This is a genomic window from Alloactinosynnema sp. L-07, assembly GCF_900070365.1.
In the GTDB taxonomy this organism is placed as follows: Bacteria; Actinomycetota; Actinomycetes; order Mycobacteriales; family Pseudonocardiaceae; genus Actinokineospora.
Map to the genome: position 1 here is coordinate 1653553 of NZ_LN850107.1, position 13938 is coordinate 1667490.

11 protein-coding genes are annotated in these 13938 nt (G+C 69.8%); 8 read left to right on the forward strand and 3 right to left on the reverse strand.

The window, feature by feature from the left end:
* Positions 1 to 10: 10 nt before the first annotated feature.
* Both BN1701_RS07875 and BN1701_RS07880 read left to right on the forward strand, forming a co-directional pair.
* Positions 11 to 1168: an acyl-CoA dehydrogenase family protein gene (locus BN1701_RS07875; protein ID WP_369800668.1), complete on the forward strand. Its 1158-nt coding sequence runs from the start codon at positions 11 to 13 to the stop codon at positions 1166 to 1168.
* A 70-nt stretch (positions 1169 to 1238) separates the two neighbouring features.
* A complete protein-coding gene (locus BN1701_RS07880; protein WP_054046916.1) occupies positions 1239 to 2057 on the forward strand; it encodes an enoyl-CoA hydratase-related protein in 819 nt (272 codons plus the stop codon).
* A gap of 4 nt (positions 2058 to 2061) precedes the next feature.
* Here BN1701_RS07880 and BN1701_RS07885 read toward each other — a convergent pair whose 3' ends face one another.
* Positions 2062 to 3084: a methyltransferase gene (locus BN1701_RS07885; protein WP_054046918.1), complete on the reverse strand. Its 1023-nt coding sequence runs from the start codon at positions 3082 to 3084 to the stop codon at positions 2062 to 2064.
* 88 nt (positions 3085 to 3172) lie between these two features.
* On the opposite strand from BN1701_RS07885, the gene BN1701_RS07890 reads away from it, so the two are divergent.
* From BN1701_RS07890 to BN1701_RS07900, 3 genes are all read left to right on the forward strand, one after another.
* Positions 3173 to 4321 carry a LuxR C-terminal-related transcriptional regulator gene (locus BN1701_RS07890; protein ID WP_054046920.1) on the forward strand — a complete coding sequence of 383 codons (1149 nt, stop codon included), beginning with the start codon at positions 3173 to 3175 and terminating at the stop codon, positions 4319 to 4321.
* A gap of 200 nt (positions 4322 to 4521) precedes the next feature.
* Positions 4522 to 8118: a methionine synthase gene (metH, locus tag BN1701_RS07895; protein WP_197672061.1), complete on the forward strand. Its 3597-nt coding sequence runs from the start codon at positions 4522 to 4524 to the stop codon at positions 8116 to 8118.
* Positions 8119 to 8208: 90 nt separating this feature from the next.
* Positions 8209 to 8589, forward strand: a complete 381-nt coding sequence (locus tag BN1701_RS07900) for a nuclear transport factor 2 family protein (protein WP_054046924.1) — start codon at positions 8209 to 8211, stop codon at positions 8587 to 8589.
* A gap of 12 nt (positions 8590 to 8601) precedes the next feature.
* Here BN1701_RS07900 and BN1701_RS07905 read toward each other — a convergent pair whose 3' ends face one another.
* Positions 8602 to 9588 carry an NAD-dependent epimerase/dehydratase family protein gene (locus BN1701_RS07905; RefSeq protein ID WP_054046926.1) on the reverse strand — a complete coding sequence of 329 codons (987 nt, stop codon included), beginning with the start codon at positions 9586 to 9588 and terminating at the stop codon, positions 8602 to 8604.
* Between the two features lie 133 nt (positions 9589 to 9721).
* Between BN1701_RS07905 and BN1701_RS07910 the strand changes: the two genes are divergently transcribed.
* Positions 9722 to 10405 carry a TetR/AcrR family transcriptional regulator gene (locus tag BN1701_RS07910; RefSeq protein ID WP_054055706.1) on the forward strand — a complete coding sequence of 228 codons (684 nt, stop codon included), beginning with the start codon at positions 9722 to 9724 and terminating at the stop codon, positions 10403 to 10405.
* Positions 10406 to 10504: 99 nt separating this feature from the next.
* Here the strand turns inward: BN1701_RS07910 and BN1701_RS07915 are convergent, their stop codons facing one another.
* The gene (locus tag BN1701_RS07915) at positions 10505 to 11335 is read right to left on the reverse strand and encodes a metalloregulator ArsR/SmtB family transcription factor (protein ID WP_054046928.1); all 831 of its coding nucleotides are present in this window, start codon (positions 11333 to 11335) and stop codon (positions 10505 to 10507) included.
* Between the two features lie 93 nt (positions 11336 to 11428).
* Between BN1701_RS07915 and BN1701_RS07920 the strand changes: the two genes are divergently transcribed.
* Both BN1701_RS07920 and BN1701_RS07925 read left to right on the forward strand, forming a co-directional pair.
* A complete protein-coding gene (locus tag BN1701_RS07920) occupies positions 11429 to 12754 on the forward strand; it encodes an NAD(P)-binding domain-containing protein (protein WP_054046930.1) in 1326 nt (441 codons plus the stop codon).
* Positions 12751 to 13920, forward strand: coding sequence for an MFS transporter (locus BN1701_RS07925; RefSeq protein ID WP_054046932.1), 1170 nt, complete (start codon positions 12751 to 12753; stop codon positions 13918 to 13920). Before BN1701_RS07920 ends, BN1701_RS07925 begins: the two co-directional genes overlap by 4 nt.
* The last annotated feature ends 18 nt before the right edge of the window (positions 13921 to 13938 follow it).

Consider the following 13938-nt stretch of genomic DNA (forward strand, 5'->3'; position numbering starts at 1 on the left):
AGGCATCGGCGTGTCGATGCAGAGTGTTCGGTCGCCCTGGATGGACGACGACCTGGCCGCGGTCCGCGACCTCGCGCGCACCTACTTCACCAAGGAGGTGGCGCCGCTGCAGGAGCGGTTCATCGAGCAGGGCCACCCCGATCGCGAACTGTACGCGCGTGCGGGTGAGTTGGGGCTGAGCTGCATGTCGATCCCCGAGGAGTACGGGGGCGGGGGCGGGACGTTCGCCAGCGAGATCGTGCTGATCGAGGAGCAGGTCCGCGCGGGCGACCAGGCGATGGGCTTCGTCGTGCACGCGGGCATCGTGGCGCACTACCTCAACGCCTACGCCTCGGAGGAACAGAAGCTGCGGTGGCTGCCGAAGCTGGCGAGCGGGGAGTGGGTCGGCTCCATCGCGATGACCGAGCCAGGCACCGGCTCGGACCTACAGGCCATCGCCACCCGCGCGGCCAAGGACGGCGACGACTACGTCATCAGCGGCGCGAAGACATTCATCACCAACGGCGCCCTGTGCGACTTGGTGATCATCGCCTGCAAGACCGGCGACGCCGCGGGTGCGGCCGGGCTGAGCCTGATCGTGGCCGAGGTCGGCGCCGACACTCCGGGCTTCCAGCGCGGGCGGATCCTGCACAAGATCGGCAACCAGGGCCAGGACACCGCCGAGCTGTTCTTCGACGGACTGCGGGTGCCGCGGGCGAACCTGCTCGGCCCGGCCGAGGGCAAGGGCTTCATCCAGCTCATGCAACAGCTCCCGCAGGAACGGCTGCTCACCGGCGCCCTGGCCGTGGCGTCGATGGAAGTCGCCGTCGACCTGACCGTCGAGTACACCAAGTCGCGCGAGCTGTTCGGCAAACCGCTGTTCGCCATGCAGAACACCAGATTCGAGCTCGCCGAGTGCGCCACGATCACCCGGATCGGCCGCACATTCCTCGACGACTGCGTCGTCAAGCACCTGCGCGGCGAGCTCGATGTGACGACCGCGGCGATGGTCAAGTACTGGCTCACCGACCGGCAGGGCGAGGTCGCCGACCGCTGCCTGCAACTCTTCGGCGGCTACGGCTACATGGACGAGTACCCGATCTCGCGCATCTACACCGGCGCCCGCGTCATGCGGATCCTCGCCGGGGCCAACGAGGTCATGAAGGACCTGATCGCCCGCTCACTCTGAGTCGGGGAACAGAAGGCCGGTCGTGTCGCCGCCCCGCCGTCATCGGGGCGGCGACTTCCCAAGGAGCGCAATGACTTTCGAGGCCATCACCTACGTGGTCGAGGACCGGATCGCCACGATCACCCTCAACCGCCCTGAGTCCCGCAACGGCTACACCATCACGATGGCGAACGAACTCGGCAACGCCTTCGCCGCGGCGGACGCCGACGCCGATGTCCGCGTGATCGTGATCAACGCCAACGGCAAGGACTTCTGCGTCGGCATGGACCTCACCGAAGGCGGCGACGACTTCACGGCCGCCGACTGGGTGGAACCCGCTACCCGCGCGACCCGGCCACTGTCACGGGTGAACAAACCCGTCATCGCCGCCATCCACGGCGCCGCGGTCGGGGTCGGGTCCACCCTGACCCTGCCCGCGGACATCCGCGTCGCCGCGTCCGACACCCGCTTCGGCTTCGTCTTCGCCCGCCGCGGCCTGTTCCCGGAGGGCGGCTCGACCTGGTACCTGCCCAGGATCGTCGGCCTGGCCCGTGCGCAGGAGTGGATGCTCACCGGCAGGCTCATCCCCGCGGCTGAGGCACTCGCGGCGGGCCTGGTGTCGCAGGTCGTCGAACCTGACGCGCTGCTGGACACGGCACACGAGATCGCCCGCGACCTCATCACCAACACCGCCCCCGTCGCCACGGCGGTGATCCGGCGAACCCTGCTGCACATGCAGGGCGAGATCACTCCGGAGGCATCGTTCCAGCTCGACTCGAAGCTGATCGCGCACGCGTTCGCGAGTCCGGACTCGGTGGAGGGCATCACCGCGTTCCTGCAGAAGCGGGCACCGACGTTCCCCGGCACTGTGGTCGGCGACCTGCCTCCGTTCCTTCCTTGGCTGGACTGACCACTCACGCGGCTTCCGCGACGATGACGCTCATCGGCCCAGCCAGCGGCCGGTGGTCGAGGTAGCGCCATCCGGTCTCGTGCAGCCAGGCGGTGCCTTCCTCGACGCTGTAGACGTCGCCGTCGTTGAGGTGGACGGCGAACTCGCCTGCCATCAGCGCGGCTGGGAGCGGCTTGGTGTGGGTCGGGTCGGTCCAGAAGTCGGCGAGCAGCAAGCGTGCGCCGGGTTCGGCCACCGCGCGGATCCGGCGCAGGATCGACCGGTTCGTCTCCGGCGTGAAGTAGTGCACCAGGTTGGCGACCAGGAAAGCGTCGAACCCGCGCGGCAAGTCGTCGACGCGGACGTCACCGACCTGGACGTCGACGCGGCCGGCGTGGGCCGTACTTTTCAGGTGGTCCCGGGCGACGCGGGCCACGTCGGCCAGCTCGAGCACCGTGGCCATGAGGTTCGGGTCGGCCGTCGCCAGGGCGATCGACCAGGACCCGGTGCCGCCGCCGATGTCCAGGACCCGGCTCGCGGGCGGCAGCCCGGCCACCTCGGGAAGGACGCGGCAGGCAGCGGCGGTGGCGGCCGCGATACCGGCCGACATGATCGGCACCAACTCGTCGTCGATCTCGAAGATCTCGCGGGCGGGCCTGCCGCGGCCCAGCGCTCCGGCGAGATCCGCCCACACCGGGTAGCTCAGCCGGTCCCAGAACCTGAGCAGGGGCCGCAGGTCGGCCGGGGTCGCCCCGGACAGGAACGCGGCCGCCACGGGGCTGTTCGAGTAGTGGTCGCCGTGCCGTTCCAGCAGACCGATCGCGACCATCGCGTCCACGGTGATGCGCGCCGTACGGCGGGGGAGTCCGGTGCGGGCGGCGAGTCCGTCGAGGTCCGTCGGACCCTCGCCGAGGGCCTCGAACACGCCGAGCTCGCTCGCCGCGAACAGGTGCTTGCTGACCATGAAGCCCTGCGCGATCTCGAAGATCCGATCAGGCGTCACGACGTCATGGGCTGCCCCAGTGGGGGCTTTGTGTGTGGTTGTCATACCGTCAGCCTGAGCGGCGGCCACCCGCGGCCGCCACCCCCACGATTCTGGGGGTGCCGTCGCGCATCATCCGGCCGTAATCTCAGGTATGCGCGCATTGGTTCCGCAAGTCCGCGACGAGATCGCGTCACTGCGCGCGCGGGGACTTACGTGGGTGGACTACAGCGCGGCGGTCGCGGATGCGCTCGCGACCGTCATCCCGTTCCACGCATGGTGCTGCCACACCGTCGACCCGGGCACGATCCTGTTCACCGGCAGCGTCAACCGCGACGTCGGCTGCTCCGGATCGTGGCTGGCCCACCACGAGTACGTCATCGAGGACGTCAACAAGTGGTCCTTCCTCGCCCGCAGCGGTCGCATCGCTGGGGCCACCAGCATCGACACCCACGGCGACCTGTCCCGCTCGGCCAGGCACCGATCCCAGGAGACCCAAGGTTTCGGCGACGAACTGCGCGTGTCGTTGGTCGTCGACGACATCTACTGGGGAGCGGCGGCCTTCCTGCGCGCCGCCGACGAGCCCTGCTTCACCGAGACCGAGGTGCGGACGCTCGCCAGGCTGGCCCCCTCGATCGGCGCGGGCATCCGCCGTGCCCTCCTCGCGCAGCCGATGGCGCCGAACGCGGGCGCACCCGTCGACCACGGTCCCGGCGTCGTCGTCTTCGACGAGCACGGTGCGCCGGAGTCGATCTCCGGCGCCGCGGAACGCTGGATCGGCGAGCTGATCGAAGACCCCCCGCCGAGCACGCCCAGCGAGTCGAAAACCGTCCAGGCGGTCGCAGCCCGAGCCCGCGCCATCGCACCCGGCACCGACCCCCTCGAACTCGCCGCGCGAGTCCGGGTCCGCACCCGCTCCGGCGTCTGGCTCCTGCTCTACGGCACCCGCCTCAACGGGGACAGCGGCGGGCGAACCGCGGTCATCATCCACCCCGCCACCCCGCAGGACGTCGCACCGGTAATCGCACTCTCCTACGGCCTGACCGAGCGGGAATGCCACGTCGCGATGCACTGCGTCCAGGGCCGCGTCACCAAAGAGATCGCCCGCGCGCTGTCCCTTTCGCCCTACACCGTGCAGGACCACCTCAAGTCGATTTTCGACAAGACCGGGGTGCGCAGCCGGGGTGAACTCGTCGGACAGATCTTCCTCGACCACTACGCCACCCGATGGGAAGCCCCGACGACCGCCACACCCGGGCTGCTCGTCCGAGGCATCTCGCCGAACTCCGCGGTGACCAGATAGCGCTCGGTCGGCCTAGCAGTGGTCCCGCCACACGATCGCAATATCGACGCCTGCGTCCCGCCTGTCGAGACGCGATCCGCATCGGCGTGATGATCTTCTACCATGTGAACGTCGGCGAGAGGCGCTGCGACGGGGTCACCCGCCACGCTCGCCGATGACGACCGCTGCAAGGGCGCCTTCCACTAGTGGGAGGTGCGCACGTGTCCGTCTCGACCCAAGCGCTACGCAGGCTTCTCGACGAGCGGGTCGCGGTCCTCGACGGAGCCTGGGGCACCATGCTCCAGGGCGCGCGGCTCACTCCCGTGGACTACCGGGGTCAGCTCATCGCCGCTGACCATCCGAAGGATGTCACCGGCAACCCGGACCTGCTGAACCTGACTCGGCCGGACGTGGTCCTCGACATCCACCGCCAGTACCTGGCCGCCGGTGCCGATATCACCACCACCAACACCTTCACCGCCACCAGCATCGGCCAGGCCGACTACGCCCTTGAACACCTGGTGCCGGAGATGAACCGGCAGGCCGCGCGGCTCGCCAGGCAGGCCGCCGACGAGTTCGGCGGCCGGTTCGTCGCCGGGTCGGTAGGACCCCTCAACGTCACCCTGTCGCTGTCGCCGCGGGTCGACGAACCCGCATACCGCGCGGTGTCGTACGACCAGGTTCGCGCCACCTACGCCGAGCAGATCGGCGCGCTCGCGGAGGGTGGTGTCGACCTGCTGATGATCGAGACGATCTTCGACACCCTCAACGCCAAGGCGGCGATCGCCGCGGCCAGGGAGGTGGCGCCCGAGCTGCCGCTGTGGATCTCGGTGACTATCGTCGACCGCAGCGGCCGGACGCTGTCCGGACAGACCGTCGAGGCGTTCTGGCGGTCGATCGAGAACGCGGAACCGCTGGTCGTCGGTGTGAACTGCGCGCTCGGCGCCGCGGAGATGCGCCCGCACGTGGCCGAGCTGTCCCGGCTCGCCCCCGGCTATACCGCGGCGCACCCGAACGCGGGCCTGCCGAACGCGTTCGGCGAGTACGAGGAGACCCCGGACCAGACCAGCGCGCTGGTGGGCGAGTTCGCGGCCTCGGGCATCGTCAACGCCGTCGGCGGCTGCTGCGGGACCTCGCCCGCGCACATCGCGAAGATCGCGGCGGCGGTCAAGGGACTGCCCCCGCGCCCGCTGCCTGGCAAGCCGCGCGCCACGGTGTTCAGCGGGCTGGAGCCCTTCGGCATCGGCGCCGACACCGGGTTCGTCATGATCGGCGAACGCACCAACGTCACCGGCTCCAAGCGCTTCCGCAGGCTGATCGAGTCGGGCGACCACACCGCCGCCGTCGAGGTCGCGCTCGAACAGGTGCGCGGCGGGGCGAACCTGCTCGACGTCAACATGGACGCCGACCTGCTCGACAGCGAGCGGGCCATGACGACCTTCCTCAACCACATCGCCACCGAGCCCGAGATCGCCCGCATCCCGATCATGATCGACAGCTCCCGCTGGAGCGTGCTCGAGGCGGGCCTGAAGTGCGTGCAGGGCAAGGGCGTGGTCAACTCGATCAGCCTCAAGGAGGGTGAGGAGCCGTTCCTGGCCCAGGCCGCGGTGATCCGGTCGCACGGCGCGGGCGTGGTCGTCATGGCCTTCGACGAGCAGGGGCAGGCCGATACCACCGAGCGCAAGGTGGAGATCTGTGCCCGCGCCTACGACCTGCTGGTCGAGCGGGCCGGGTTCGCCCCGCAGGACATCATCTTCGACCCGAACGTGCTGGCCGTTGCCACGGGCATCGCCGAGCACAACGGGTACGCCAAGGCGTTCATCGACGCGCTCCCGCTGATCAAGCAGCGCTGTCCTGGCGTGCGGATCAGCGGCGGCATCTCGAACCTGTCGTTCTCCTTCCGCGGCAACGACATCGTCCGCGAGGCCATGCACGCGGCGTTCCTCTTCCACGCGGTGCGCGCCGGACTCGACATGGGCATCGTCAACGCGGGTCAGCTCGCCGTCTACGCCGACATCCCGGCCGACCTGCTCGAACTGGTCGAGGATGTGCTCTTCGACCGCAGGGCGGACGCCACCGACCGGCTCGTCGCCCACGCCGAGGGCGTGCGCGGCAGCGGCACCCGGCGGGTGATCGACCTGTCGTGGCGTGCGGCCCCGGTGGCCGAGCGGCTCGCGCACGCGCTGGTGCACGGCATCGTCGACTTCATCGAGGAGGACACCGAGGAAGCCAGGCAGGGCGCGGCTCGGCCACTCGATGTCATCGAGGGTCCGCTGATGGACGGCATGAAGGTCGTCGGCGACCTGTTCGGCGCGGGCAAGATGTTCCTGCCGCAGGTCGTCAAGAGCGCCCGCGTGATGAAGCGCGCCGTGGTCTACCTGGAGCCGTACATGGAGGCCGAGAAGGAGCGGGCGCGCGCCGCGGGCGAAGTCGACGTCTCCCGGGGTCAGGGCAAGATCGTCATGGCCACGGTGAAGGGTGACGTCCACGACATCGGCAAGAACATCGTCGGCGTCGTGTTGGGCTGCAACAACTACGAGGTCATCGACCTCGGCGTGATGGTGCCCGCGTCGGTCATCATCGACACCGCGATCCAGGAGTCCGCCGACGCGATCGGCCTGTCCGGTCTGATCACCCCGTCCCTGGACGAGATGGTCGCCGTCGCGGCGGACATGCAGCGCCGCGGCTTGAAGCTGCCCCTGCTCATCGGCGGCGCCACGACCTCACGCCAGCACACCGCGGTGCGGATCGCGCCCGCCTACGACTTCGACACCGTCCACGTCGAGGACGCCTCCCGGGTGGTCGGTGTGGTCGCCGAACTGCTCGACCCCGAGCGCGCCGAGGCCCTGACCACGCGCAACCGCGCCGACCAGGAACGCCTGCGGGAGCGTCACGAGGCGCGGCAGAGCACCGCCGTCCTGACCATCGACCAGGCGCGCGGCAATCCCGAGCGGGTGGACTTCACCGACCTCCCGGTCCCCGACTTCACCGGCGTCCGCCTGGTCGAACCCGATCTGGACACGCTGCGCGCCATGATCGACTGGCAGTTCTTCTTCCTGGCGTGGGAACTCAAGGGCAAGTACCCGGCGATCCTGGAGCAGCCCGTCGCGCGCGAGCTGTTCACCGAGGCCAACACACTGCTCGACGAGATCATCGCCGGATCCCTGTTTCAGGCCAAAGGCGTGCTCGGCTTCTGGCCCGCCCACAGCGAAGGCGACGACATCGTGGTCGATGGTGTGACCATCCCGATGCTGCGCCAGCAGACCGCCAAGCCAGAAGGCCGCCCCAACCGCTGCCTCGCCGACTACGTTGCCCCAGCGGGCGACCATCTGGGCGGCTTCGCCGTGGCGATCCACGGTGCCGACGCCTTGGCCGCCAAGTTCGAAGCCGAGCACGACGACTACCGGGCGATCATGACCAAGGCCCTCGCCGACCGCCTGGCCGAGTCCTTCGCCGAGCACATCCACCTCCAGGCCCGCCGCGCCTGGTTCGAACCGGACTCCGAGCCGGACCTCGCCGATCTGCACGCCGAACGCTTCCGCGGCATCCGCCCCGCACTCGGCTACCCGGCCAGCCCCGACCACAGCCTCAAACAGTCCCTCTTCGACCTCCTCGGCGCCGAAACGGTCGGCCTCGGCCTCACCGAGTCGTTCGCCATGACTCCGGCGGCCGCGGTCAGCGGCTTGATCTTCGCCCACCCGGGCTCCCGCTACTTCACCGTCGGCCGCCTCGGCCGTGACCAGGTGGAGGACTACGCAACCCGCCGCGCCCTGCCGATAACCGAGGTCGAGCGCTGGTTGCGCCCCAACCTCAGCTAGAACGCGTGGGGACATTCGCCCCTACTCACTGGACGCTCGTGGGTGTGTTGTCATGTCACGGCTTGTGTTTGCTTGCGAGGTGACCTTGACATGCAGGACATGAAAGCGACTCTCGACGCGTTGTTCGACTCGTTCGACCGCAAGGACTTCGCGGCGATGCGAGCGATGCTCACCGATGACGCGCAGGGCGTCGATGAGCTCTCACGGAACTGGCTACGCGACGCCGGTGCGATCAACTCCTACTTCGACCAGCTCGGCCTGATGGTCAGCGACATTCGGACCGAGGTATCGCAGGTCCACCATGCGCAGTGGGGGGACGTGGGACTGACGACGTGCTGGCTGGAACAGGACTACGTGCTCCAGGGCGAGCCTCAACACATCTCCGCCCCGGCGAGCATTCTCATGCGTCGGGTCGACGACGACTGGCGGGTCGCGCTCGTCCACGCGATCCCGATGCCGCCAGAAGACTGAGTTCTCCATGCCTCAACGGGAACGTTGCGCTGTATCAGCTTGGGACCCAGCCACTGTTCCTGTCCGTCGATCACCGCCGCTCCTGCGCGCGCTCTCGATGGTTTCGCGGAGCGCATTGTCGGTCGGAGTCGGTTCGATGCCGAAGGCCGTGATGGCGGCGGACGAGTCGAGTATGAACGGTCGTCGCAGCTGGTATTGGACTTCGAGCATCTCCCGCGCGGCGGGATTGAAGAGTCCGGCGAGGCGGAGCGCGAAATGGGGCATCGTGGCGACGCGGGCCGTCGGGGCTTCGGCCAGTTCGGCGGCGCGGGTCGCGAGGGCGCGGATGGATAGGGGAGCGGCTGTGGGTACGTGCCAGGGGCGGCCCCATGCGGTGTTGTCGGCGGCGACGGCGACCAGGGTGCGGGCGACGTCGCCGACGTAGGTCCAGCTGTGCGGCGCGTCGAGGTCGGCGGGAATCGAACCGCGCCTGCCTGCGAGGAGTTTAGGTAGGACCATGGCGGTGAACGGGGTAAGTGTGCCCGCGCCGAGGTAGTCCGATCCGCGGACTTCGGCGGTGCGGATCCGACCGGCGTCGTGCATGGCCAGCGCGTCGGTCCACAGCTTCGACCGCACCTGCCCCTTGACGGAGTTGGGACGCAGCGGCAGTTCCTCGGTCATGGCGCCGTCGACCTGGCCGTAGGCGTAGAGGTTTCCGGTGGTCACGAGCACCGCGCCGCTGGTCTCCGCCGCGTGGATGAGTGCCGCGCCGAGGGGTGGCCAGTCGGTGGACCAGCGGTGATAGGCCGGGCCCGCGCAGCAGTACAGGGCGACGGCGCCTTCGGTGTGCCGGATGAGGGCGGTGGCGTCGCTCGCGTCCGCGGCGATGCGCTGGATCCCGTGGTGTTCGGGGCCGTGGCCGCCGCGGGTGAGGAGGCGGACTTGCTCGCCTCGGTCGGCAAGCAGGCGTGCGGTGGCCGAGCCGACCGGGCCCGCACCGACTATGACGTGAAGGGGCATATGACCATCTCTTCCGGTGGCTTCGAGAACGATGTTCTCTGATAAGAACACCGTACTCCGGCTGTGGACGGCTGGTCAAGAACGCTGTTCTCGCCGAGTTCTGGTGTTCTCGGAGTTGTGCGACACTATGGGCATGTCGGCACCTTCGTTGCGCGCCAGGGTCCGCTCCGAGATGAGCCAGGAGATCAAGGCGGTCGCCCGCACGCGCCTGGCCGCGGAAGGCGGGAACCTGTCCCTGCGCGCTGTGGCCAGGGACATGGGCATCGTCGCCTCAGCCCTGTACCGGTACTTCCCGAGCCGCGATGCCCTGCTCACCGCATTGATCATCGACGGCTACGAGGCGATGGGCAACGCGGCGACCGAGGCCGACGCGAGCATGCCTCGCGACGACCTGCGTGGCCGGTGGCTCGCGGTCTGCCGTGCCGCGCGGACGTGGGCGCTCTCGCACCCGGCCGAATACGGCCTGCTCTACGGCACCCCGGTGCCCGGTTACGCCGCGCCGCAGGAAACCGTCCCACTGGCGTCGAAGGTGGTATTCCTGCTCGTGGACATCGTCATCGACGGCGCGGAACAACTGGAGTCGGTGCCGTCGACGATCCGCGAACCTGTCCGCGCCGACCTTCGTCGGCTGATCGACCAACGCCCTGGCGATTTGTCGGAGGAACGACTCGCCCGCGTGTTCGCCTGCTGGACCCACCTTTTCGGACTGATCAACTTCGAGGTGTTCGGCCGCCTGGACGACACCATCGAGGCGCGTGCCGACTATTTCGACCACAACATGGCTCTGATGGCCGACCTCGCCGGGATCCCGCGCTGACACTGCCCGCGCGGTTGCTGGCCGGGATAGCGGTGCGCGGCAAGATCAAGAAGACGACCGGCGCCCTGCCATCGAGAACGCGTGACGACTACACGGCCGTCACATGTCGTTTCGACGTCGTTCCAACAGGACGGTGTCGCGCCACTGTCCGTCCTGCTGGGCGATGCGTTCGCGGATGCCCAGCGTGCGGAAGCCCGCGGAGTGGTGCAGGTTCAGGCTGGCCCGGTTGGTCGGGAAGATCGAGGTCTGCAGCGTCCACAGGCCACCTTGGTCGGCCGCGGTGACCTGTTTGTGCAGCAGTGCTTTGCCGACGCCGCGCCCGCGGAAGTCGTCGCCGACGTAGACCGAGGTCTCGGCGACTCCGGCGTAGCACTCGCGGTTGGACACCGGGGTCGCGGCGGCCCAACCCGCGACCTGGCCGTCGACCTCGGCGACCCAGCGGTGCTCGGCGGACCACTTCGCGGCCAACTCGGTGCGGGAGGGCACGGTGGTCTCGAAGGTGGCATCCCCGGTGGCGATGCCTTCGGCGTAGATCCGGCGCACCACGGTCCAGTCGTCCTGCTCCAGCGACCGCACCGACACGTCGCCGGGCAGGTCCTCCGGGCAGCACGGCCGCGGCGCGAGCGCGCCCATGACGGCGTCGGCGGCGTGCGGCAGACCCGCGCAGCACGCGGCGTTGACCGTCAGCAGCGTGGCGGTGCCTTCCTTGCGCATCAACAGGAATCCGACGTCGGCGAGCTTCTTCACATGGTGTGAACAAGTCGACTGGCTGATCCCGAGCCGTTCGGCCAGCTCGCCCACGGTGATCGACGTCGACGTCGCCACCGCGTGCAGCAGCCGCACCCGGGTCGGCTCGGCCAGACACGCGAACCACTCCGCGTAGGTCGCGGCGTCGTCGGGGGCGAGCAGGGGCGGGACTGTCGTCGTCATGAAGCAAGTATCGACCAAAATCGATGGTTGCGTCAATCGATATCCGTCGATAGAGTCGCAAACATCGAACTTCGTCGATGAAGGAGTGTTCAGGTGAGCGAGTTGCCGGTGGTTGTGGTGGGAGCTGGGCCGGTCGGTCTCGCGGCGGCGGCGCAGGTCGTGGCCAGGGGACTGACGCCGTTGGTGCTGGAGTCGGGGGACTCGGCGGGCGCGGCGGTGGCGCAGTGGAACCATGTCCGTTTGTTCTCCGCGTGGTCGGAGCTGGTCGACCCGACCGCCGCTGAACTGCTGGCGGCGACGGGGTGGCAGCGTCCGGACCCGGCGGTCTATCCGACGGGGGAGGAGTGGGCGCGGCTGTACCTGCGCCCGCTGGCCGCCGCGCTGGGGGACAAGGTCCGCTTCGGCGCCCGGGTCGTCGGCGTGGCCCGCCGAGGCCGTGACCGGGTGGTGGACTCCGGCCGCGACACCGAGCCGCTGACCGTGCACGTCGCCACCGCCGACGGTGAGGAGCGCATCGGCGCCCAGGCCGTGATCGACGCCTCCGGCACCTGGACCACCCCGAATCCGCTTGGTGGCGACGGTCTCCCCGCGCTCGGCGAGCAGGCGGCGGCCGACCGGATCACCTACCGCGTCCCGAACCTCGCCGACCCGGCCGTGCGCGCCCGGTTCGCGGGCAAGCGCATCGCCGTCGCCGGTAGCGGCCACTCCGCGCTGACCGCGCTGGTCACCCTGGCCGGGCTCGCGGAGGGGAACCCGGGCACCGAGATCCTGTGGCTGTTGCGGCGCGGCGCGGTCGGCACGGTGTTCGGCGGGGGAGAAGCCGACCAGTTGCCCGCACGCGGAGCCCTCGGCCTGCGTGCGCAGGCGGCGGCCGAGGCCGGGCACGTCCGCACGGTCACCGGGTTCCGCACCGCGATCGTCGAACGCGTCGACGACACCCTGGTGCTTGAGTCCTTCGACGGGCACAAGCTCGACCCGGTCGACGAGGTCGTGGTCCTCACCGGCTTCCGTCCTGACCTGACCTGGCTCTCCGAAATCCGCCTGGACCTCGACCCTGTCCTACAGGCCCCGCGCGCGCTGGCCCCGCTGATCGACCCGAACGTCCACTCCTGCGGCACCGTCTACCCACACGGCGTCGCTGAGTTGGCCCAGCCCGAGGCGGGCGTGTTCCTGGCCGGGATGAAGAGCTACGGGCGTGCCCCGACGTTCCTCGCGATGACCGGCTACGAGCAGGTTCGCTCCATCGTCGCCGCCATCGCGGGCGACCACGAGAGCGCCGCGCGCGTCGAGCTGACGCTGCCCGAGACCGGCGTCTGCGGCGGCGCCGGGGTGTTCGACGAACCCGCCGAGGCCAGTTCGGGCGGGTGTTGCGCCCCGGTCGCGCCGGTCGAGATTTCTCTCGTGGCTCCCGGCCGATGATCACCACGTTGCCCGGCGCGCTACCCCGCGCCGGGCAACGGCGGGTCCTGGCCGTCCTGTGCGCCACCGAGATCACCAGCTGGGGCGTGCTCTACTACGCCTTCGTCGTCCTCGCCCCCACCATCGCGACCACCACCGGATGGTCCCCTGCCGCGGTCACCGCCGCGTTCTCCGCCGGTCAGATCGTCGCCGCGCTCGCCGGGATCGTCATCGGCAAAGTCCTCGACCACCGCGGCCCCCGCGTCGTCATGACCACCGGCTCGATCCTGGCCGTGCTGTCGCTGCTCGGCATCGCCCACGCCCGCACCATCGCCGAGTTCACCGCCTGCTGGCTCGCCGCCGGGGTCGCGATGTCGGCGGTCCTGTACCAACCCGCCTTCGCCGCCCTGACCCGCTGGTCCGGCGACCGCCGCGTCACCGCCTTGACCACCCTCACCCTCGCGGGCGGCCTGGCCAGCACCGTCTTCGCCCCTATCACCGCCGCCCTGCTCACCCACCTCGGCTGGCGCCACACCTACCTCGCCCTGGCCGCGGTCCTCGCGTTCACCATCCCCGCCCACGCACTCGGCCTACGCGGCCCGTGGCATCCAGTCGCAGCCCGCCCGCACAGCGCCGCGCCGCCCGCCCGCACCCGGACCTTCCTGCTGCTCGCCCTGGCCATGAGCCTGTCCGCCTTCGCCGCGAGCGCCGTCATCGTCGGCGTCGTTCCCCTGTTCACCGAACGTGGCCTCACCATCGAAACCGCCGCACTCGCCCTCGGCCTCGGCGGCATCGGCCAAGTCTGCGGCCGCCTGGCCTACCCACGCCTGGCCGCCGCCACCAGCGTCACCACCCGCACCGCCCTCGTCCTCACCACTGCCGCGACCACCATCACCCTCCTGGCGATCCTCCCCGGACCCGCTACCGCCCTCATCGCCATCGTGCTTGTTCTCGGCGGCGCCCGCGGCCTGACCACCCTGCTCAACGCCACCGCGATCAGCGACCGCTGGGATACCCGCGACTACGCCCGCCTCAGCGGCATCCTCACCGCCCCCATCGCGATCACCGCCGCACTCGCCCCCTGGGCCGAAACCACCCTCGCGGAGAGTCTCGGCGGCCACGACACCGCCTTCCTCATCCTCGCCGCCGCCACCGCGACCGCCGCGCTGCTCGCCACCAAGACCTGAACAGCGGCGCATACTCAG